The following is a 20,241-nucleotide window of genomic DNA, read 5'->3' on the forward strand; positions in this document are numbered from 1 at the left end:
GTGCAGCGTCGTGTGTTGCTTGCCGGAGGTAGAGCTACTGGATAGGCGATGGGCCTTACCGGGTTACTGACCTTAGCCAAACTCCGAATGCCGGTAAGTTGAGCGCGGCAGTGAGACTGCGGGGGATAAGCTCCGTGGTCGAGAGGGAAACAGCCCAGAGCATCGACTAAGGCCCCTAAGCGTATGCTAAGTGGGAAAGGATGTGGAGTCGCAGAGACAACCAGGAGGTTGGCTTAGAAGCAGCCATCCTTGAAAGAGTGCGTAATAGCTCACTGGTCAAGTGATTCCGCGCCGACAATGTAGCGGGGCTCAAGCGTACCGCCGAAGTCGTGTCAGCAGCACAGATGGCCTTAACGGGTGTGTTGTTGGGTAGGGGAGCGTCGTGTGCCGGGTGAAGCCGCACTGGAAGGTAGTGGTGGACGGTTCGCGAGTGAGAATGCAGGCATGAGTAGCGATACACACGTGGGAAACGTGTGCGCCGATTGACTAAGGGTTCCTGGGTCAAGTTGATCTGCCCAGGGTAAGTCGGGGCCTAAGGCGAGGCCGACAGGCGTAGTCGATGGATAACCGGTTGATATTCCGGTACCCGCTGTGAAGCGCCAAACATCGAATCAGGTGATGCTAAGCCCGTGAAGCCCCCTGTCTGATCCTTCGGGTGAGGGTGGGTGTGGTGGAGCCGGTGATCCGAGCTTGTAGTAGGTGAGTGATGGGGTGACGCAGGAAGGTAGTCCAGCCCGGGCGGTGGTTGTCCCGGGGTAAGGGTGTGGCCCGTTGTGCAGGTAAATCCGTGCAACATGAGGGTGAGACCTGATGCCGAGCCGATTGTGGTGAAGTGGATGATCCTATGCTGTCGAGAAAAGCCTCTAGCGATGTTTCATGGCGGCCCGTACCCTAAACCGACTCAGGTGGTCAGGTAGAGTATACCGAGGCGTTCGGGTGAACTATGGTTAAGGAACTCGGCAAAATGCCCCCGTAACTTCGGGAGAAGGGGGCCGCTTCTGGTGATCCGTTTTACGCGGGGAGCTGGGGGTGGCCGCAGAGACCAGCGAGAAGCGACTGTTTACTAAAAACACAGGTCCGTGCGAAGCTGTAAGGCGATGTATACGGACTGACGCCTGCCCGGTGCTGGAACGTTAAGGGGACCGGTTAGTCGGGTTTCGATCCGGCGAAGCTGAGAACTTAAGCGCCAGTAAACGGCGGTGGTAACTATAACCATCCTAAGGTAGCGAAATTCCTTGTCGGGTAAGTTCCGACCTGCACGAATGGCGTAACGACTTCTCGACTGTCTCAACCATAGGCCCGGTGAAATTGCATTACGAGTAAAGATGCTCGTTTCGCGCAGCAGGACGGAAAGACCCCGGGACCTTTACTATAGCTTGATATTGGTGTTCGGTTCGGCTTGTGTAGGATAGGTGGGAGACTGTGAAGCGGCCACGCCAGTGGTTGTGGAGTCGTCGTTGAAATACCACTCTGGTCGTGTTGGATGTCTAACCTGGGTCCGTGATCCGGATCGGGGACAGTGTCTGGTGGGTAGTTTAACTGGGGCGGTTGCCTCCTAAAGAGTAACGGAGGCGCCCAAAGGTTCCCTCAGCCTGGTTGGTCATCAGGTGGTGAGTGTAAGTGCACAAGGGAGCTTGACTGCGAGACTGACGGGTCGAGCAGGTGCGAAAGCAGGGACTAGTGATCCGGCGGTGGCTTGTGGGAGCGCCGTCGCTCAACGGATAAAAGGTACCCCGGGGATAACAGGCTGATCTTCCCCAAGAGTCCATATCGACGGGATGGTTTGGCACCTCGATGTCGGCTCGTCGCATCCTGGGGCTGGAGTCGGTCCCAAGGGTTGGGCTGTTCGCCCATTAAAGCGGCACGCGAGCTGGGTTTAGAACGTCGTGAGACAGTTCGGTCCCTATCCGCTGCGCGCGTAGGAGTCTTGAGAAGGGCTGTCCCTAGTACGAGAGGACCGGGACGGACGGACCTCTGGTGTGCCAGTTGTTCTGCCAAGGGCATGGCTGGTTGGCTACGTTCGGGAGGGATAACCGCTGAAAGCATCTAAGCGGGAAGCCTGCTTCGAGATGAGGACTCCCACCCCCATGAGGGGTTAAGGCCCCCTGTAGACGACGGGGTTGATAGGCCGGATCTGGAAGCCCTGTGAGGGGTGGAGGTGACCGGTACTAATAGGCCGAGGGCTTGTCCATAGCTGCTTGCGTCCACTGTGCGGGTTCTGAAACAACAACCCACCCACACAAACCTGTACCGGTGTTCTGCCGGTATGAGGGGTGTGGGGGATAGTTTCATAGTGTTTCGGTGGTCATAGCGTTGGGGAAACGCCCGGTCTCATTCCGAACCCGGAAGCTAAGCCCGACCGCGCCGATGGTACTGCATGGGGGACCGTGTGGGAGAGTAGGTCACCGCCGAACAATTCTTTATGAGAGCCGTCCCGAACGCTTCGGGGCGGCTTTCGTGCGTTACGGTGGCCGATATGAGCGGCCGCGCGCACCTGATGTGGGACCAGGCAGTCACCGCGTACGACTTCGGTCCTGAACACCCCATGGATCCCGTTCGGTTGGCGCTGACCATGCGCCTCGTCGAGGAACTGGGGATCGACAAAGCCGTAGACGTCGTTGCCGCGCCCCCGGCCGGCGAGTCGACGTTGCGGCTTGTGCACCGGCAGGACTACATCGACGCCGTGCGGCGGGCCTCCGAGGCGCCGGCGGAAGCCGATCCCACCTACGGGCTCGGGACCGTCGACGATCCGGCGTTCGTGGGGATGCACGAGGCGTCGGCGTTGATCGCCGGGCAGTCCGTGGCGGCGGCGGAGGCCGTGTGGGACGGGCGGGCGGTGCACGCCGTGAACTTCGCCGGAGGGCTGCATCACGCGATGCCCGGTGCTGCTTCGGGGTTCTGCGTCTACAACGATGCGGCCCTGGCCATCGCGCGGCTGCTGGAGTTGGGCGTAGAGCGGGTGGCGTACGTAGATGTGGACGTGCACCACGGCGATGGCGTACAGGCGGCGTTCTGGGATGACCCGCGGGTGCTGACCATTTCCGTCCACGAGCACCCCAGCACGCTCTTCCCCCAGACCGGTTGGCCCGAGGAGACCGGTGGGTCCGGGGCCGAGGGGCAGGCGGTGAACGTCGCCCTGCCGGCCGGGACCGGGGACGCGGGGTGGCTGCGGGCGTTCCATGCCGTCGTGCCGGAGCTGCTGGCGTCGTGGGGGCCCCAGGTGCTCGTCTCGCAGCACGGGGCCGATACGCACGCCGAGGACCCCCTGGCACATCTCGGCGTCAGCCTGGACGCGCAGCGCGCGGTGATGGAGACGTGTCACGCCCTGGCGCACGAGCACGCGGACGGCCGGTGGCTGGCGCTCGGCGGGGGCGGGTACGCCGTCGTGGACGTCGTTCCGCGCTCCTGGGCGCACCTCTGCGCCATCTCCGCCGGCCACCCCGTCCTTCCGGCCACGGAGGTCCCCGAGAGCTGGCGGGCCGAGGCGCTGCGGCGGACCGGGCAGCAGGCCCCGTACCGGATGACCGACGGGCGTGACGCCTCCTGGGCGGACTGGGACGCGGGGTACGACCCGGGCTCGCCGCTGGATCGTGCGGTGCGCGCCGCGCGGCGGACGGCGTTCCCGGCGCACGGGCTGCTGCCCTGAAGGAGCCGGCCCCGCCGCGGCTTTCTTGTGGGCGAAATATCCGCGAAGCCGCCCGTTCCGCCCGTAAGGGCGGCCAGAGTGGGTCGGGTGTTGACCGACGCACCCTTGTTGCGTAGGCATCTGCTGGCGACGGGGATCGCCGGGCCGGTGGCGACGAGCCGCGACAAGAGCCTCCGCAGATATCAGCAGTTCGCGGCCCGCGACCCCCGGGTGCTGCTCGGGCTGGAACCGGAACGCGACTGGTCGGTGGCCGAGTTGCTGCGGCTGATGGCGGAACGCTGCGGTACGAGCGGGGATCCGGGCCGGATCTCGGGCACCGAGGTCATCGATCCGGACCGTACGATCGACGCCCTGCACGCCTTCGCGGAGCGGCTGCGCGACGCCGCGCGCGACTGCGAGGCCGTGCTGTTCGGGACCGGGCACCCCGACCGCCTCCTTGGCTTCTACGCCCCCTTGGCTGCGGGGCTCTCGGCGGCTGGGTGCGTTGTTCTCACCCCCGGTGAGGGCAGAGATGTCGACATAACGACCCGATTCGGCGTACGTACATACCGCCTCAACTACCCCGGGTCTGTTGCCGTTCTGGGTGACCCCGACCCCTCCGCCGAGCCCTCGACCAGGGGGGTCCATACTCACTCTCCGCTTCCCCTGCGTGCGGCACTCGGTGCCGCCGCGGCTGCGGGCGGGCCGCTGCCCGGGCTGGTGGTGGGGGACCACGGATGGGCCTGCGGGGCTGGTCAGTTGGGCATCGAGGCCATCGGTCTGGCGGACGCGGACGACCCGGCACTCTTCGTCGCCCAGGTGGAGGGCCGGGTGCCCGTCGTGGTGCCACTTGATGACTCTGTGCAACCGGACAGCTACGGGCCGGTGGCCGACTATGTGCTCAAACACGCCCGTCTGTCACTGTAGCCATGCGATCGCTACTCCTCTTCCCCACTTGCATCACCCGCCCCTAATCTGGGGAGGAGCGCGCATGCGAGGAGGAGGCACCGGAGGGGAAGCCGGTGTCCGTCATGTGCGGAAGGTTCAGGTGTGTCATGGCTGCAAGCGATAAGCCTCTCAACGAGGTTGTGTTCCTGACCGTGGCTGAAGTAGCCGCGGTGATGCGAGTGTCCAAGATGACCGTGTACCGGTTGGTGCACAGCGGCCATCTGCCGGCGATCCGGGTGGGGAGGTCCTTCCGGGTGCCGGAGCAGGCCGTGCACGAATACCTCCGCGAGTCGTATGTGGGGGTGGAGTCTGCCTGACGGGTCCGACAGGTTGCGCACCCTCGATTACGTCAATCCAGTTCGCCCGGGTAGGCTTGGGCCCTTGTAAGACGTGTGGGCCCTTGCCCGCCCACCCCGACGGAGAGAAGTGAGCGAGGGTACCCGTGGGCTCTGTGATCAAGAAGCGGCGTAAGCGGATGGCGAAGAAGAAGCACCGCAAGCTGCTGAAGCGCACGCGAGTGCAGCGCCGCAACAAGAAGTAGCGGTAGCCCGCACCCGTACCGCCGTCCATCCGCCTTCCCGGCGGGTGGACGGCGGTTGTGCGTGGTGGCGCGTTGTCCTGCGTATACGGTGGGGCGATCGTGCGGGCGTGCGGGCAGGCAGGCAAGGAGAGGAAGGCGAAGGCCAGTGGGCAGAACCGTGCTCGTCACCGGCGTCGCCCGCCCCCTCGTCGGGCGCCTGGTCCGCCGGCTCATGCGGGAGCCGGACGTGGACCGCGTCGTCGGCGTCGACGCCAGGGCGCCCGAGCACCAGCTCGGCGGCGCCGACTTCGTACCGGCGGACATCCGCCACCCCGTGCTCGCCCGGATCCTCGTCGAGCACCGCGTCGACACCGTGATGCACATGGACGTCACCGGCACCCCGCTCACCCGCGGCGGCCGGGGGGCGGTCAAGGAGAACAACGTCATCGGGTCCATGCAACTGCTCGGTGCCTGCCAGCAGGCGCCGCGCGTGCGACGGCTCGTCGTCAAGTCCACCACCAGCGTCTACGGCTCCGCGCCCCGCGACCCCGCCGTGTTCACCGAGAGCACGCCGCCCAAGGCGCTGCCCAGCGGCGGCTTCGCGAAGGACGCGGTGGAGGTCGAGGGGTATGTGCGCGGGTTCGCCCGGCGCCGCCCGGACGTCGCCGTGTGCGTGCTGCGGTTCGCCAACATCCTCGGCCCGCGCGTGGACACGCCGCTCGCCGAGTATCTGGCGCTGCCCGCCCTGCCCACCGTCCTCGGCTACGACCCGCGGCTGCAGTTCGTGCACGAGGACGACGTCATCGAGGTGCTGCTGCTCGCGGCCGGCGAGCCGCGCCGCGGCACGATCAACAGCGGCACGTTCAACATCGCCGGTGAGGGCGTGCTGCTGCTCTCCCAGGCCGCCCGGCGGCTCGGCCGTCCCACGGTCCCGGTGCCGCTGCCTGCGGTGACGTGGGTCGGCTCGGCGCTGCGGTTTGCGGGCATGACGGACTTCTCGCCCGAGCAGATCCGGCTGCTGACCCACGGGCGGGTCGTGGAGACGACGCAGATGCGTGAACTGCTGGGCTTCACGCCGGAGTACTCGACGGCGGGGGCGTTCGCCGACTTCGCCGCCGGGCGGGCGGCGGGGCTGCTGCCGCCGCGTGAGGTGCGGCGGGCCGTCGACGCGGTCGGCGAGCTGCTGGGGGTGCCGGGGGCGCGGACCCCGGCGCAGGGGGACGGTGTTGCGAAGGAGTCGGTGCCCGATGGCTGACGCGAAGGTCATTCCGTTCGACGACGACCGCTCCCGCGGCGGAGGCGGCAAGTCCCGGCGCCGGTCCGGCGCCGGCCGGCCGCGGCGCGCGGACGGCGGCGGCGCTGCGGGCGCGGAGGCGGCGCTCTCCGCGCTGCCCGGCGGGCAGGGCTCCGCGGACGACGAGGGCGCGGACCGTACGGACGCGGCGGGGGACCCGGCAGGGGACGCGAGCGCCCCGTCGGCGGACCGTACGGCACCGCCGGGCACCGAGGCCGCGGACGCGGTCGCCACGGCGCTGCAGAGCGCCCTCATGAGCGCGCTGCCGCGGCTCCTCGGCGGCGGCTGGGAGCGCAGGGCCTCCGATGCGCTGGGCTTCCTGCGGCGGCGGCTGACGGGCGACTACGAGGTCGACGAGTTCGGCTTCGACGCGGAGCTGACCGACCAGGTACTCGTGCCGCTCTTCCGGCCGCTCTTCGAGAAGTACTTCCGGGTGACGGTCAAGGGCGTCGAGAACATCCCCGACACCGGCGGCGCGCTCGTCGTCGCCAACCACTCCGGAGTCGTGCCCTGGGACGGGCTGATGGCCCAGGTCGCCGTCCGCGACTACCACCCCGCCGACCGCCATCTGCGGCTGCTCGCGGCCGACCTGGTGTTCATGATGCCGTTCTTCAACCAGCTCGCCCGGAAGGGCGGGCACACGCTGGCCTGCGCCGACGACGCGGCGCGGCTGCTGGCGCGGGGCGAGGTCGTCGGCGTGATGCCGGAGGGGTTCAAGGGGATCGGCAAGCCGTTCGCCGACCGCTACAAGCTGCAGCGCTTCGGTCGCGGCGGCTTCGTCTCGACGGCGCTCCGGGCGGGGGCGCCGATCGTGCCGTGCTCGATCGTCGGGGCGGAGGAGATCTATCCGATGCTCGGCAACGCGAAGACGGTGGCGCGGCTGCTGGGATTGCCGTACTTCCCGGTGACGCCGACGTTCCCGTGGCTGGGCGCGCTCGGGGCCGTACCCCTGCCGACGAAGTGGACGATCGAGTTCGGCGAGCCGATCCCCACGGACGGCTATCCGCCGGAGGCGGCGGACGACCCGATGCTGATGTTCAACCTCACCGACCAGGTGCGCGAGACGATCCAGCACACGCTGTACAAGCTGCTCGTCGAGCGGCGGTCGGTCTTCTTCTGACCCGTCACCGCTGCTCCGCCTGCTTCCGCCGCGCCGCCTACTCCTCCTCGCCGAAGTCGAGGCCCAGGTCGGGCAGCGGCAGCAGCGGCGGGAGGGTGATCTCGGGCTTCTTGGGCGGCTGCTCCGTGGGCGTGGTGCTGTCGCCGGTCTCCTCGCCGCCCGGCTCGTCCTCGTCGGGCAGGACCCCGCCGATCAGGCCGTCCTCACCGACCAGCCCGTCCTCCTCGGTGGTGCTGGGCTTCGGCTCGCCGTCCTCGCCGACCTCGCCGTCGGCGGTGGCCGTGGACGACGGGGCGGGCTCGGCCTCGTCGGTGTCGGTGCGGCCGCCGCCGGTGCCCGCGCTGCCCGGCACGCTGCCGCTGGGGGAGGTGTCGTCCTCGGGGCCCGGCAGCAGCGACGACAGCGGGGCGACGTCCTGCTTTATGGCATCGAACACCGAGCTGACCTCGTCACCCAGGTCGCCCAGCTCGATGGGGAGCCGCTCGCGCAACTGCTGCCAACTGCGCTCGTTCTTCTGCGAGAAGGTGGAGAGGGTCTGCATGGGGCCGAGCGAGCCGTCCTCGTCGTACGCGCCGCGCAGCAGTTTGCGGCCTTCGCCGGCGTCGTGCCGTACGTTGTCGAGGGCTTCGCGGACCTCGCTCATCGACTCGGCGTCGAGGTCGCCGGCGCGGCCGCGCTCCATCAGCCGCCGCGCCTCGTTCAGCCGCGTGCTGGCCTGGTCGAGGTAGATGCGGCCGCGCTCGGTGTCGCCGTCGGCCATGCCGCGGCGCAGGTCCTCCATGCCGCGCTTGAGGCCGTAGAGGGTGTCGCCCGGGAGGGCGTCGGAGCTGACCGCGGCGGCGGCGCTGAACGCGCCGGCGGCGACGCCGACACCGACGCCGCCGATGGCCACGCCGCGGGAGAGGCGGGAGTGCGGGCGCAGCCGGGACAGCGGTCCCGCCGCGCGGTGGGCGCCGCGCTTGCGGGGCGCGGGGATCAGCGGGGCTTCCGTCTCCTCCGCGGTGTCCTCGGCGAGCATCGCCTCCATGGCGGCGATGAGCTGGGTCCGCTGGACGGTCTTGACCTCGGGGTCGAGGGTGGGACCCGGCACCGAGGCGAGCTGCCCCGCCAGGGCCAGCAGTCGTGCCTGCTCGGGATCTGCCGCCAGCGCTTCCGCCTGCTGCGCCCGAGACTCCTCATCAAGGGCCTGGGCGAAGGCGTTCGCCCGCCGGTGTGCCGATACGGATCCGATCACGGGCGGCACCTCCTGTCGACTCGGGGTCTCTGTGTGGGACTCCCTATCCCGCCCGCATAGTTGTACTCCTTGACCCATTTCACCCGAAGGGGTGAGCCGGGGTGGACAACCCGCGACCGAAGAAGCCCTGCTATCCGCTCAACGACGGGCAGGGCAGTCGGGTTACGCGGTGGCGTTGATACTACTTCGGTGGGCGCGGGCGCCCCGGGTATCGGAAGAGTCAAGAGATCGCTTCCCGTCAGCGGGCGTCGTCCGGCAGCAGCCGGGCCAGGGTGCGCACCGCCCGGTACTGCAGGGTCTTGATCGCGCCTTCGTTCTTGCCCATCACCTTGGCGGTCTCGGCCACCGACAGCCCCTGGAGGAAGCGGAGGGTCACGCACTCCTGCTGCTGCGGGTTGAGCTTGCGGACGGTCTCCAGCAGCGCGGTGTTGGACAGCGACTCCAGCACGGAGTCCTCGGGGCTGCGCTCGGTCTCGCTGGGGTCGAGCATCTCGCCGGTGGTGACCTCCAGCCGGAACCGGCTGGACTTGAAGTGGTCCGCGACGAGGTTGCGCGCGATCGTCACCAGCCAGGCGCCGAAGTCGCGGCCCTGCCAGGTGAACGTGCCGATCCGGCGCAGGGCGCGCAGGAAGGTCTCCGAGGTGAGGTCCTCGGCCGTCGCCCGGCCGCCGACGCGGTAGTAGATGTAGCGGTAGACGGTGTCGGCGTACTGGTCGTAGAGCCGGCCGAACGCCTCGGTCTCGCCGGACTGGGCGCGCTCGACCAGGTCCATCATCCGGCGGCTGTCGCCGGTCGAGGGCTGCGGCTGCCTGGTCTGCCTGCCGCTACGCTCGCGGGTGCCCGCGCCGCCGGCCTGCCGGCGTCTGCTGCCGACGGCGGCGCTGCCGTCGGTGAGGGCGTAGGCGGGGCCCGCGACCGGGCCGGCGGCGGGACTCGCGGCGGGGCCGGCGACGGCCAGGGCGGGCGAGAAGAGGCGCAGTTGCTCGATTACCTGCGCGCGCAGCGTAGCCAGGCCTGAGGCGTCAACCCCGACGTATGAGTACACGGGACTCCCAGAGGCAGTGCTTCCATCACGTTCAGTGCGGGACCGTTGACCGACGTAGGTATGCGCGGGCACCGGATTGCGTCTGAGGAGAATAACGCTTCGTGTCGGGCACGCTACCTCCAGTTGCTCAAATCACCGTTTCCGTCCGATCTGTAGCCTATTGGCGACCCCTCAAGTATCAGCCGCTGGATTGAGTTTGATCGGTAAGTGACACGAACTGCCTGGTTCACGGGCGTGTTGTGTGTTTCCCGGAGGAATCGGTCACGGGTGGGCTGTCGGCGCCCCGTTGACCGCGGGGTGGGGGGCGCCGGCCGGGGGGTGGACAAGTGCGCCCGATTCAGCGGCGGCGGCGCTGCAGGGCGGCCGCCGCGGCCGCACCGCCTGCCACCGCGCCGACGCCCGCCGCGGCCGGGATGCCGACCCTCGCCGCCTTGCGGCCCGTACGGTAGTCGCGCAGCCGCCATCCGTGTTCGCGGGCGTGCTTGCGCAGCCGCGCGTCGGGGTTGATCGCGTACGGGTGGCCGACGAGGGAGAGCATCGGGATGTCGTTGGCCGAGTCGCTGTACGCGGCGCAGCGCGCCAGCTCCAGCGTCTCGGCGGCGGCGAGGGCCCGTACCGCCTCGGCCTTGGCGGGGCCGTGCAGCACCTCGCCGACGAGCCGTCCGGTGTAGACGCCGCCGACGGACTCCGCGACCGTGCCCAGCGCGCCGGTCAGGCCGAGCCGGCGGGCGATGATCGTCGCGGTCTCGACGGGGGCGGCGGTGACGAGCCACACCTTCTGGCCGGCGTCGAGGTGCGCCTGCGCCAGCGCGCGGGTGCCGGGCCAGATGCGCTCGGCCATGTACTCGTCGTAGATCTCCTCGCCCATCTCCATGAGATCGGCGACGCGATGGCCCTGCACGATGGAGAGCGCGCTGGACTGCGCGTCCTCCATGTGTCCTGAGTGCTCGGCGCCGGCGAGGCGGAAGTACGCCTGCTGCCAGGCGAACCGGGCGAGGTCGCGGGTGCGGAAGAACTTGCGCTTGTAGAGCCCGCGGCCGAAGTGGTAAAGCGCGGCGCCCTGCATGATCGTGTTGTCGAGGTCGAAGAAGGCCGCCGCGTGCACGTCGCCGTGGACGGGGAAGTCCGGTTCCTCGTCCTCTTTTGCCGCCTCCGCCTCGCCGTTCGCGGTGACGTCCTCCGCGCGCACGGCTTCCGCGTGCTCCAGCTCCTGTGACGTCTTGCGCGCCGCCTCGGCCGCGGCCTCGCCGGCCGCGACGCTGCGCGCGGTCGCGCGGCGTCTGCGGCTGAGCCATCCGAATGCGGCCATGCCGATGAGCATAACGGTGCGAGGCGGGCCAACCGGTGTCGAGGGGCGGGGCCTCCGCGGACGCGCGCGTGAACTCCCGGGTGGTTCCTGCCCGCCTCTGTACGTCCTTTGCCCGGCTTCTTTCGTTGTGCGCCCGCTCTCTGTCCTGTTCTGCTCGCTTACGGGCGGCTCCAGATGTCTGTGGAGGACGGCACAATCGATGACATGAGCCTGCTGCGACGTAAGACCGCCGTCTCCGCGCCCGCCCCCGCCGACCGGACCGTGACCCTCATCGGCAAGCCCGGTTGCCACCTGTGCGACGAGGCGCGCGAGGTGGTCGTCTCCGTCTGCGCGGAGCTGGGCGCCGGCTGGGAGGAGCGGGACATCACGCGGGACGAGGAGCTGTACCGCCGCTACTGGGAGCAGATCCCGGTGGTCCTCGTGGACGGTGAGCAGCACGACTTCTGGCGGGTCGACCCGGAGAGGCTGCGGCGGGCGCTGCGGTCGTGACCCGCGGGGTGACGCCCGTCACTTTGCCCGGACAAAACGGACACCATCTTTGTGCACGCGTTCACAAAGGCATAGCCTTCTCTCATCAGTGCGGTTTCGCCCCGGCGGGCCGTACGCGGCACCGCGCTAGCGTCAGGAGCACTGTGGCAACTGGCCGAACTCACCGAACGGCGACCCGAAGCCGAGGGATCCCCGAGGCCACCGTCGCCCGGCTCCCGCTTTATCTGCGGGCCCTCACGGCACTCTCGGAGCGCTCCGTGCCCACGGTCTCCTCCGAGGAACTGGCCGCCGCCGCCGGCGTCAACTCGGCGAAGCTGCGCAAGGACTTCTCGTACCTCGGCTCCTACGGCACCCGCGGCGTCGGCTACGACGTCGAGTACCTCGTCTACCAGATCTCACGCGAGCTGGGCCTGACCCAGGACTGGCCCGTGGTCATCGTCGGTATCGGTAACCTCGGCGCCGCCCTCGCCGGCTACGGCGGCTTCGCCTCCAGGGGCTTCCGCGTCGCCGGGCTCATCGACGCCGACCGGGCCATGACCGGCAAGCAGGTCGCGGGCCTGACCGTGCGGCACACCGACGAACTGGAGCCGCTGATCAAGGAGAGCGGCGTCTCCATCGGCGTCATCGCCACCCCCGCGGGCGCCGCCCAGGCCGTCTGCAACCGGCTGGTGGAGGCCGGCGTCACCTCGATCCTCAACTTCGCGCCGACCGTGCTGAACGTCCCCGAGGGCGTCGACGTGCGCAAGGTCGACCTCTCGATAGAGCTGCAGATCCTCGCCTTCCACGAGCAGCGCAAGGCCGGCGAGGAGGCCGAGCTGCGCGAGGCCGAGGCCGCGGCGGCACGGGGCGGCGCGTCCGAGGCGGACGCGCCGGCGGGCCCCACCGCCGCCGCGAAGAAGCGCACCGGGCAGGGGCCCGACGGGGACGTGCCCGCCGTGATGCCCGCATGAGTGTCCTCGTCGTCGGCCTCAGCCACCGCAGCGCGCCCGTGAGCGTGCTGGAGCGGGCTTCGCTCGCGCCCGACGCGCGCGCGAAGCTGCTCGCGGACGCGGTGGCGGCGGCTCCGGTCACGGAGGCGGCGGTGCTGGCCACGTGCAACCGGATCGAGCTGTACGCCGCGGTGGACAAGTTCCACGCGGGCGTCGCCGAGCTGTCGACGCTGCTGGCGCAGCACGCGGGCGTGAGCCTGGAGGAGCTGACGCCGCACCTGTACGTGCACTACGAGGACCGCGCCGTGCACCACCTGTTCACGGTGGGCTGCGGGCTGGATTCCATGGTCGTCGGCGAGGGGCAGATCCTCGGCCAGATCAAGGAGTCGCTGGCGCTCGGGCAGCGGATGCACACCGCGGGCCGGACGCTGAACGACCTGTTCCAGCAGGCGCTGCGGGTCGGCAAGCGGGCGCACAGCGAGACGGGGATCGACAAGGCGGGGCAGTCGCTGGTCTCGTTCGGCCTGGCGCAGCTCGCGGCCGGCGCCCCGGTGGCCGAGTGGGTGGCGGGACGCCGCGCGCTGGTGATCGGCGCGGGCTCGATGTCGTCGCTGGCGGCGACGACGCTGACGCGGGCGGGTGCGGCGGAGCTGGTGATCGCCAACCGCACGTACGAGCGCGCGGAGCGCCTGGCGGCGAGCCTGAACGCGGGGTCCGCGGTCGCGGGCGGCTGGAGTACGGGGTCGCCTGCCGCGGGCACCGGATCAACGGCGGCGGGGACGATCCCGTCGCAGCCCGGGTCCGCTGGGTCCGGGGCGGTGGCCCGTGCGGTGCGCGTGGAGGAGATCGCGGACGAGCTGGTGACGGCGGACGTGGTCGTCTCCTGTACCGGCGCGACCGGCCTGGTGCTGACGGCCGACGAGGTACGCGGCGCACTGGCCCGCCGGGACGGGGACACCCCTCTCGCTCTGCTTGACCTGGCCATGCCGCGTGATATCGATCACGCGCTGCACGAGACGCCCGGCGTGCGGTTCGTCGACATCGAGGCCCTCGCCGGGGCCTCCGCCGATGCGCCCATGGCCGCCGACGTGGACCAGGTACGGGCCATCGTCGCCGGCGAGGTCGACGACTTCGGCGCCGCGCAGCGCGCCGCCAGCATCACGCCCACCGTGGTCGCGCTGCGGACCATGGCCCAGGACGTCGTCGCGGGCGAGATCGCCCGTTTGGAGGGTAGGCTGCCCGGGCTCGACGAACGTCAGCGGGCCGAGGTGGCGCAGACCGTGCGCCGCGTCGTCGACAAGCTGCTGCACGCGCCGACCGTACGGGTCAAGGAACTGGCCGCCACCCCCGGCGGAGCGGGGTACGCGGACGCCCTGCGGGAGCTCTTCGACCTCGACCCGGCCACCGTCGACGCCGTCAGCCGCGCGGACTCCGGCCGCGCGGCGGCCAGCGCACGCAGTGAACGGGAGCCGTCATGACCGCAGCCAAGCCGACGCAGGCGAAGGGAGCCGGGGAGCAGGAAGCCCCGCGCTTCCAGCGCCCGTTGCGCCTCGGCACGCGGCGCAGCAAGCTCGCGTTCGCGCAGTCCGAGCAGGTTGCCGAATCGGTACGCCGTCTCACCGGGCGCCCCGTCGAGCTGGTCGCGATCACCACGTACGGGGACGTGTCCCGGCAGCACCTGTCCGAGATCGGCGGCCAGGGCGTCTTCGTCGCCGCCCTGCGCGAGGCCGTGGTGCACGGCGAGGTGGACCTCGCGGTGCACTCGCTGAAGGACCTGCCGACCGCGCAGCCCGAGGAGCTGGTCATCGCCGCCGTGCCGCCCCGCGAGGATCCGCGGGACGTGCTCGTCGGCCGCGAAGGACTCGGCTTCGAGCAACTGCTCGCCGCCGGCGCCCGGCCCCGTATCGGCACCGGTTCCGCGCGCCGCGCCTGCCAGTTGCACGCCTGGGCCCGCTCCCTCGGCGGCGCGATAGAGACCGTCCCGGTCCGCGGGAACGTCGACACCCGAATCGGGTACGTGCAGAAGGGCGAGCTCGACGCCGTCGCGCTCGCCGCGGCGGGGCTCAGCCGCCTCGGCCGGCTGGCCGAGGTCACCGAGCTGATCCCCCTCGACACAGTCTTGCCCGCCCCCGGCCAGGGGGCCCTGGCGGTCGAGTGCGCCTCGTCGAGCGCGCACCTGGCCGCCCAGCTCGCGGAGCTCGACGACCCGCAGACGCGGGTCGCCGTCACCGCAGAGCGGACGCTGCTCGCCGCCCTGGAGGCCGGCTGCAGCGCGCCCGTGGGCGCGCTCGCCGACCTGCACGCGGAGGGTCCCTCCGGGGCCGAACTGGGCACAGCGTCCACTGTCACCGAGATGCGCCTGCGCGGCGTCGTCGGCACCCCCGACGGCTCCGCTCTGGTGCAGATGTCCGCCACCGGCCCCGTGCCGGCGTCGTACGACGACGCCGTGGCGCTCGGAAGCGAGCTCGCAGAAGAGATGCTCGCCAAGGGTGCGGCCGGTCTGATGGGGGAGCGACTTTGAGCCCCACGCCTTCGACCCGTAAGGCCAGCGCGTCGGCGCGTACCGCAGCGACCGGCGCGGCCCGGCCGCCCGGTCCCGCCGCCCGCGGGCACGTCACGTTCCTGGGCGCAGGACCCGGGGACCCCGGACTGCTGACGCTGCGCGCCGTGGAAGCGCTGTCTGCGGCAGACGTCCTGATCGCCGACCCCAAGGTCCTCGCCGTCGTACGCGCCCACGCGCGCGCCGGCGCGGTCATGCCGCCCACGTCGTCGGCGGCCGCGCCCGCGGCGCATACGTCGGCGGCCGCGGGGGACGACGAACCGCCAACGGCCGCTGACGCAGGCCATCTTGTCATGGAGGCCGCGCGCGCCGGCAGGCGGGTCGTGCATGCCGTGGCGGGCGATCCGGGCCTCGACGGCGGTGCCGCGCAGGCGATGCGCGCGTGCGCCGCCGAGGGCATCTCCTTCGAGGTGGTGCCCGGGGTCGCGACCGCCGTCGGCGTGCCCGCGTACGCCGGTGTGCCGCTGCACGACCCGCAGGGTACGGACGTGCGCGTCGTGGACGCGGCGACCGCCTCGGAGCAGATCTGGGGCGAGGCGGGCGCCAGCGACTGCACGCTCGTGGTGCAGACGTCCCTGGAGGCCACCGCGGCGACGGCGCGCGAGCTGGTCGCCGCGGGCCGCAAGCCGGACACCCCGATGACGGTCACGCTCGCGGGCACGACGACGCGGCAGCGGACGTTCAGCGCCACGCTCGGCAGCGTCGCGCAGGTGCTGAAGTCCGCGAAGGTGCTGCCGTCGCCGGACGCCGGGCAGGCGGTCATAGCGGTCGTCGGCGAGCAGAGCGCGCCGGCCCGCCGCGAGCAGTTGGCCTGGTTCGAGTCCAAGCCGCTCTTCGGCTGGCACGTGCTCGTGCCGCGGACCAAGGAGCAGGCGGCGTCGCTGTCCGAGCAACTGCGCTCGTACGGTGCCGTGCCACACGAGGTGCCGACCATCGCCGTCGAGCCGCCGCGCACCCCGCAGCAGATGGAGCGGGCGGTCAAGGGCCTGGTCACCGGGCGGTACGAGTGGATCGCCTTCACCTCCGTCAACGCGGTCAAGGCGGTGCGGGAGAAGTTCGAGGAGTACGGGCTCGACGCCCGCGCGTTCGCCGGGATCAAGGTCGCGGCGGTCGGCGAGCAGACGGCGGCGGCGCTGGTGGAGTTCGGCGTACGGCCCGACCTGCAGCCCAGCGGCGAGCAGTCGTCGCACGGGCTGCTGGAGGACTGGCCGCCGTACGACCCGGTCTTCGACCCGATCGACCGGGTGTTCCTGCCGCGGGCCGACATCGCCACCGAGACGCTGGTGGCGGGGCTGAAGGACCTCGGCTGGGAGGTCGACGACATCACCGCGTACCGGACGGTGCGGGCGTCGCCGCCGCCGGCCGAGACCCGCGAGGCGATCAAGGGCGGCGGGTTCGACGCCGTGCTCTTCACCTCGTCCTCGACGGTGCGGAACCTCGTCGGCATCGCCGGCAAGCCGCACAACGTCACGGTCATCGCCTGTATCGGCCCGGCCACGGCGAAGACGGCGGAGGAGCACGGGCTGCGCGTCGACGTCATGGCGCCGGAGCCGTCGGTGCACCGGCTGGCCGAGGCGCTGGCGGAGTTCGGCACGCGGCGCCGGGCGGCGGCGGTCGAGGCCGGGGAGCACGTCACCCGGCCCAGCGAGCGCAGGCCGCGGCGGCGGGCGCGGACGACGACCACGAGCTGACGGGGGCCCGGCGGGGATGTCACCGCGGGGGCGTACGGTGGAATCCACCCGGCCCCCCGCGGCCCGGTAGGGGGCGCGTCCGCATGTGCCCTCCCTTGCCGGGCCGGCCACCGGCCGCCCCGGAGCACCACGGAGGTAAGCACACGTGTCCGGCACCGACGCCCCGCACCCCGGCCCTGTCACCGTTCCCGTCGTCCGCCCGCGGCGGCTGCGCACCACGCCCGCGATGCGGCGCATGGTCGCCGAGACCCGGCTGCACCCGGCGGAGCTGATCCTGCCCGCCTTCGTACGCGAAGGCATCGACGAGCCGGCGCCGATCCCCTCCATGCCGGGCGTCGTGCAGCACACCCGCGACTCCCTGAAGAAGGCCGCCGCCGAGGCCGTCGCCGCGGGCATCGGCGGGATCATGCTCTTCGGCGTCCCGGAGGAGCACAAGAAGGACGCGGTCGGCTCGGCCGGCACGGACCCGGACGGCATCCTCCAGGTCGCGCTGCGCGACGTGCGCGCCGAGGTCGGGGACGACCTGGTGATCATGTCCGACGTGTGCCTGGACGAGACCACCGACCACGGGCACTGCGGGGTGCTCGACGCGGCGGGCCGGGTCGACAACGACGCGACGCTCGTGCGGTATGCGGAGATGGCCGTGGTACAGGCGGACGCCGGGGCGCACGTGCTGGGCCCGAGCGGCATGATGGACGGCCAGGTCGCGGTGATCCGCGAGGCCCTGGACCGGGCGGGCCACCAGGACGCGGGGATCCTCGCCTACAGCGTGAAGTACTCCTCCGCCTTCTTCGGGCCCTTCCGGGAGGCGATCAACTCCTCGCTGCAGGGCGACCGGAAGACGTACCAGCAGGACCCGCCGAACGCCCGCGAGGCGCTGCGGGAGCTGTCCCTCGACCTCGCGGAGGGCGCCGACATGGTGATGGTCAAGCCGGCCGGGCCGTATCTGGACGTGCTGCGCCGGGTCGCCGACGAGTCGGATGCCCCGGTGGCGGCGTACCAGATCTCGGGTGAGTACGCGATGGTCGAGGCGGCGGCGGAGCGCGGCTGGGTGGACCGGGACGCGGCGATGATGGAGACGCTGACGGGGATCAGGCGGGCCGGGGCGCAGATGATCCTGACGTACTGGGCGATGGACGCGGCCCGGAAGCTACGCGGCTGACGCGCGGGGGCCGAGCGGCAGCCACGGTGACGTGGGGGGCAGGCCGGCCCGTTGCCGCGGCTGCCGGCCCCTTCACGCCGTGTCTGCCAGCAGCCCCGCCAGCCGGGCGCGGGCCAGCACGGCGATGGTGAACGCGTCGGTGATCCGCCCCGTGCGCACCAGGTCCTCCGCCTCCGCCGGGAGCACGCTGAACACGCGGCGGATCCCCTCCGGCCGGCCGGGCTCGCCGTAGCCGTCGATGTGCACCGCGTAGAGCTCCGTGTGCCCGCCCACGAGACCGGTGTCCGGGTGCAGCCGCCCCAGCGGGACGATCCCCCGGGCCGTCGCGCCGATCTCCTCCGCGACCTCCTTGGCCGCGTTCTCTGGGGCGCTCAGCCCCGGGGTGCCGAAGCCGCGCGGCACCTCCACGTGCCAGGCGCGGGTGGCGTGGCGGTAGTGCTCCAGGAGCACCACTTCGGCGCCGCCGCCGAGCAGCGGCAGCGCCACGACGCCGGGGGCACCGGCCGCGTCGAGCAGCCGGATGTACGTGCCGCGCCTGCCGTCCGGGAAGCGGACGGGATCGCGCACGACCGTCACGTACGGGTCGCGGTAGACCACCCCGACCGGAACCCCGTCCACCGCCGTCACGCCGTCGAGGATCTCGATTCCGCCGGGCTCGTTCAGGAAGAGCCCGGGGTGGTCGCGGCGCAGCTTCAGATAGTGCTCCAGCGGATCGTGTTCGACCGTCATCCGTCCTCCGGGCGCCTAGGTTGCGGTGACCTGCTGGTCTGCCTCGCTTGCCGCCGAGTCGCCTCTGGCGGGGCGGGTCTCCTGGCCGTAGGCGCGGAGTATCGTCTCCCAGTCCTTGCGCAGGCTGCGCAGGCGCAGCGCGGGCAGGGTGATGCTGTGCCCGAGGCCGCCCCGGGACGCGCGGGCCTCCTTGAACACCAGGCGCATCACCAGCGGTCCCGCGACCACGCTGACGGCGTCCAGTGAGCCGCTGAGCAGGGAGGCTTCACCCGCCAGCACCCGCAGGACGACGCCTGGCGACTCAAGGATCAGCATGACGCTCATCTCGCGGCGGAAGGCTCCGGGCCCGCGGCTGATCTTCCGCGCCCGGCGCAGCATCTGCGCGTGGAGCCGGGCGATCTGCGCGGTGGCGGCGGCGAAGTCGTGGGGCGAGGGCAGCAGGTCGGGGGTGAAGCCGGAGTTGACGAAGCCGCTGAGTGCGTCGATGTACGCGCGCCACTCCTCCTCCTGGCGCAGCGCGACTATCTCGGCGAGGGAGAGGCTGCCGTACGAGTCGGGTCCGTCGACCGCCCGGTGCAGGGCGTCGGCGAAGACGCCGCGTAACAGTCGGCCGAGCGCCTCGGGGTCGGCGACCGGGTCGGCGGCCGCGGCGGTCAGTTCCTGGAGGGCGCTGCGGGGCGGGGACTGCGGCGGGGTGGCGGCGACGACGTCGGCGGCGACCGGAACGCCGATGTTGTAGAGCAGGTCGACGAGTTGCTTGGCGGTCAGGATGTGGTCGCCGTCGCGCAGCAGCCGCTCGTGCGGCCGGGTGCCGGGGCGGGTGAAGAAGTTCTCGTAGACCGCGTTGCGCGTGATGGCCGTGTCCGGATCCTGCTCGACGGACCAGCGGGCGATGTCGGTGAGGATGCCGCGGCGCATCGCGTCCGCCTGCTCGACCGGGATGCCGAGGTCCTCGGCGAGCAGCACCGGGTCGAGCCGGTTGAGGGTGATGACGTTGCGGCCGAAGTACTCGCCTATCCGCCGCGCCGCCACCCGGTTCGCTTCGTCGTCCCAGGACAGCCGGACGCATGCCGGTTCCGCCTCTTCCTCCAGGAGCCGCTGCCAGCTCCGGTGGATCCGGTCGTCGATGCTGAACCGGTGCACGCGCTCGCGGTCGAGGTAGGCGGGGCGCTCCGCGGGGTCGCGCTCGCCGAGCAGGAAGGGTACGAGGCTGCCGTCGTTGAGGAGGCGGGCGAACGCGCGGCGCTCCTCGGCGGCGGCGCCGGCCGCGAAGTTCTCGTACAGGGCGGGGTTGTTGAGGAAGTAGGCGCGGTTGGCGACCAGCGTGCCGCTGTTGACCAGGGCCCGGCGGAGTTCCGCGGAGGCCGCGGCGAGATGCGCGTCGTCCGGGCCCGCGCCGGCGGTCGCCGCCTGCCGGGACGCCGCGGCGGAGGGCGGCAGCCACTGGTTGTCCAGTGCCTGGGCCATGACCGGGTACCGGTCGCGGAGATCCTGGAACTCCCACTGTCGCGTCGCCATCTTCCCCACCCTGCCGGTCGCCGTCGATCGCCCCGCGCGGTCATCCTGCCGCATAGCGGGACGCGCGA

17 protein-coding genes and 2 rRNA genes (1 of these 19 cut by a window edge) are annotated in these 20,241 nt (G+C 71.1%); 14 read left to right on the forward strand and 5 right to left on the reverse strand.

From position 1 onward, the window contains the following. The 8 genes from OG946_RS21290 to OG946_RS21325 form a co-directional block, all read left to right on the forward strand. A 23S ribosomal RNA gene (locus OG946_RS21290) occupies positions 1 to 2,192 on the forward strand; it begins 937 nt to the left of the window's first position. A gap of 105 nt (positions 2,193 to 2,297) precedes the next feature. Then, a 5S ribosomal RNA gene (rrf, locus tag OG946_RS21295) occupies positions 2,298 to 2,414 on the forward strand. A 62-nt stretch (positions 2,415 to 2,476) separates the two neighbouring features. After that, positions 2,477 to 3,646 carry an acetoin utilization protein AcuC gene (locus OG946_RS21300; protein WP_326797645.1) on the forward strand — a complete coding sequence of 390 codons (1,170 nt, stop codon included), beginning with the start codon at positions 2,477 to 2,479 and terminating at the stop codon, positions 3,644 to 3,646. An 87-nt stretch (positions 3,647 to 3,733) separates the two neighbouring features. Then, on the forward strand, positions 3,734 to 4,552 hold the full coding sequence (locus OG946_RS21305; protein WP_326797646.1) for a phosphatase: 819 nt from the start codon (positions 3,734 to 3,736) through the stop codon (positions 4,550 to 4,552). Positions 4,553 to 4,680: 128 nt separating this feature from the next. Beyond that, the gene (locus OG946_RS21310; protein WP_158691643.1) at positions 4,681 to 4,890 is read left to right on the forward strand and encodes a helix-turn-helix domain-containing protein; all 210 of its coding nucleotides are present in this window, start codon (positions 4,681 to 4,683) and stop codon (positions 4,888 to 4,890) included. A 125-nt stretch (positions 4,891 to 5,015) separates the two neighbouring features. Then, positions 5,016 to 5,114, forward strand: a complete 99-nt coding sequence (locus tag OG946_RS21315) for a 30S ribosomal protein bS22 (protein WP_003948845.1) — start codon at positions 5,016 to 5,018, stop codon at positions 5,112 to 5,114. Positions 5,115 to 5,259: 145 nt separating this feature from the next. Continuing rightward, the gene (locus OG946_RS21320; RefSeq protein ID WP_326797647.1) at positions 5,260 to 6,348 is read left to right on the forward strand and encodes an NAD-dependent epimerase/dehydratase family protein; all 1,089 of its coding nucleotides are present in this window, start codon (positions 5,260 to 5,262) and stop codon (positions 6,346 to 6,348) included. Then, positions 6,341 to 7,507, forward strand: a complete 1,167-nt coding sequence (locus OG946_RS21325; RefSeq protein ID WP_326797648.1) for a lysophospholipid acyltransferase family protein — start codon at positions 6,341 to 6,343, stop codon at positions 7,505 to 7,507. Before OG946_RS21320 ends, OG946_RS21325 begins: the two co-directional genes overlap by 8 nt. 37 nt (positions 7,508 to 7,544) lie before the next feature. Here OG946_RS21325 and OG946_RS21330 read toward each other — a convergent pair whose 3' ends face one another. From OG946_RS21330 to OG946_RS21340, 3 genes are all read right to left on the reverse strand, one after another. Beyond that, positions 7,545 to 8,750 carry a DUF5667 domain-containing protein gene (locus tag OG946_RS21330; protein WP_326797649.1) on the reverse strand — a complete coding sequence of 402 codons (1,206 nt, stop codon included), beginning with the start codon at positions 8,748 to 8,750 and terminating at the stop codon, positions 7,545 to 7,547. 229 nt (positions 8,751 to 8,979) lie between these two features. Continuing rightward, a complete protein-coding gene (locus tag OG946_RS21335; RefSeq protein WP_326797650.1) occupies positions 8,980 to 9,786 on the reverse strand; it encodes an ECF subfamily RNA polymerase sigma factor, BldN family in 807 nt (268 codons plus the stop codon). A gap of 337 nt (positions 9,787 to 10,123) precedes the next feature. Beyond that, positions 10,124 to 11,107, reverse strand: a complete 984-nt coding sequence (locus OG946_RS21340; RefSeq protein WP_326797651.1) for an HAD family hydrolase — start codon at positions 11,105 to 11,107, stop codon at positions 10,124 to 10,126. A 192-nt stretch (positions 11,108 to 11,299) separates the two neighbouring features. Between OG946_RS21340 and OG946_RS21345 the strand changes: the two genes are divergently transcribed. The 6 genes from OG946_RS21345 to hemB all read left to right on the forward strand — a co-directional run bounded on the left by OG946_RS21345 (position 11,300) and on the right by hemB (position 17,926). Further along, positions 11,300 to 11,584 (forward strand): glutaredoxin family protein, encoded by a 285-nt coding sequence (locus OG946_RS21345; RefSeq protein ID WP_326797652.1) that lies wholly within the window; start codon positions 11,300 to 11,302, stop codon positions 11,582 to 11,584. Positions 11,585 to 11,727: 143 nt separating this feature from the next. Beyond that, positions 11,728 to 12,534 (forward strand): redox-sensing transcriptional repressor Rex, encoded by an 807-nt coding sequence (locus OG946_RS21350; RefSeq protein WP_326797653.1) that lies wholly within the window; start codon positions 11,728 to 11,730, stop codon positions 12,532 to 12,534. Then, a complete protein-coding gene (locus tag OG946_RS21355; RefSeq protein ID WP_326797654.1) occupies positions 12,531 to 13,991 on the forward strand; it encodes a glutamyl-tRNA reductase in 1,461 nt (486 codons plus the stop codon). Before OG946_RS21350 ends, OG946_RS21355 begins: the two co-directional genes overlap by 4 nt. Then, complete coding sequence (hemC, locus tag OG946_RS21360) at positions 13,988 to 15,034, forward strand: hydroxymethylbilane synthase (protein ID WP_326797655.1); 1,047 nt, start codon at positions 13,988 to 13,990, stop codon at positions 15,032 to 15,034. Before OG946_RS21355 ends, hemC begins: the two co-directional genes overlap by 4 nt. Next, complete coding sequence (locus tag OG946_RS21365; protein ID WP_442814438.1) at positions 15,031 to 16,764, forward strand: uroporphyrinogen-III synthase; 1,734 nt, start codon at positions 15,031 to 15,033, stop codon at positions 16,762 to 16,764. The genes hemC and OG946_RS21365 overlap by 4 nt, the downstream gene beginning before the upstream one ends. 145 nt (positions 16,765 to 16,909) lie before the next feature. After that, positions 16,910 to 17,926: a porphobilinogen synthase gene (gene hemB / locus OG946_RS21370; protein WP_326797656.1), complete on the forward strand. Its 1,017-nt coding sequence runs from the start codon at positions 16,910 to 16,912 to the stop codon at positions 17,924 to 17,926. A gap of 72 nt (positions 17,927 to 17,998) precedes the next feature. On the opposite strand, the gene OG946_RS21375 is transcribed toward hemB, so the two are convergent. Together OG946_RS21375 and OG946_RS21380 are read right to left on the reverse strand one after the other, a co-directional pair. Beyond that, positions 17,999 to 18,655 carry an NUDIX hydrolase gene (locus OG946_RS21375; protein ID WP_326797657.1) on the reverse strand — a complete coding sequence of 219 codons (657 nt, stop codon included), beginning with the start codon at positions 18,653 to 18,655 and terminating at the stop codon, positions 17,999 to 18,001. 15 nt (positions 18,656 to 18,670) lie between these two features. Further along, the gene (locus OG946_RS21380; RefSeq protein WP_326797658.1) at positions 18,671 to 20,173 is read right to left on the reverse strand and encodes a hypothetical protein; all 1,503 of its coding nucleotides are present in this window, start codon (positions 20,171 to 20,173) and stop codon (positions 18,671 to 18,673) included. Positions 20,174 to 20,241 lie beyond the last annotated feature (68 nt).

Source organism: Streptomyces sp. NBC_01808 (genome assembly GCF_035917395.1).
In the GTDB taxonomy this organism is placed as follows: domain Bacteria; phylum Actinomycetota; class Actinomycetes; order Streptomycetales; family Streptomycetaceae; genus Streptomyces.

What these genes read in the sequence shown, in the direction of transcription:
- OG946_RS21300 (WP_326797645.1), top strand. Translation starts at nt 2,477, where the DNA reads ATGAGCGGCCGCGCGCACCTGATGTGGGACCAGGCAGTCACCGCGTAC.
- OG946_RS21310 (WP_158691643.1), top strand. Translation starts at nt 4,681, where the DNA reads ATGGCTGCAAGCGATAAGCCTCTCAACGAGGTTGTGTTCCTGACCGTG.
- OG946_RS21325 (WP_326797648.1), top strand. Translation starts at nt 6,341, where the DNA reads ATGGCTGACGCGAAGGTCATTCCGTTCGACGACGACCGCTCCCGCGGC.
- OG946_RS21340 (WP_326797651.1), bottom strand. Translation starts at nt 11,107, where the DNA reads ATGCTCATCGGCATGGCCGCATTCGGATGGCTCAGCCGCAGACGCCGC.
- OG946_RS21345 (WP_326797652.1), top strand. Translation starts at nt 11,300, where the DNA reads ATGAGCCTGCTGCGACGTAAGACCGCCGTCTCCGCGCCCGCCCCCGCC.
- OG946_RS21355 (WP_326797654.1), top strand. Translation starts at nt 12,531, where the DNA reads ATGAGTGTCCTCGTCGTCGGCCTCAGCCACCGCAGCGCGCCCGTGAGC.
- hemC (WP_326797655.1), top strand. Translation starts at nt 13,988, where the DNA reads ATGACCGCAGCCAAGCCGACGCAGGCGAAGGGAGCCGGGGAGCAGGAA.
- OG946_RS21375 (WP_326797657.1), bottom strand. Translation starts at nt 18,655, where the DNA reads ATGACGGTCGAACACGATCCGCTGGAGCACTATCTGAAGCTGCGCCGC.
- OG946_RS21380 (WP_326797658.1), bottom strand. Translation starts at nt 20,173, where the DNA reads ATGGCGACGCGACAGTGGGAGTTCCAGGATCTCCGCGACCGGTACCCG.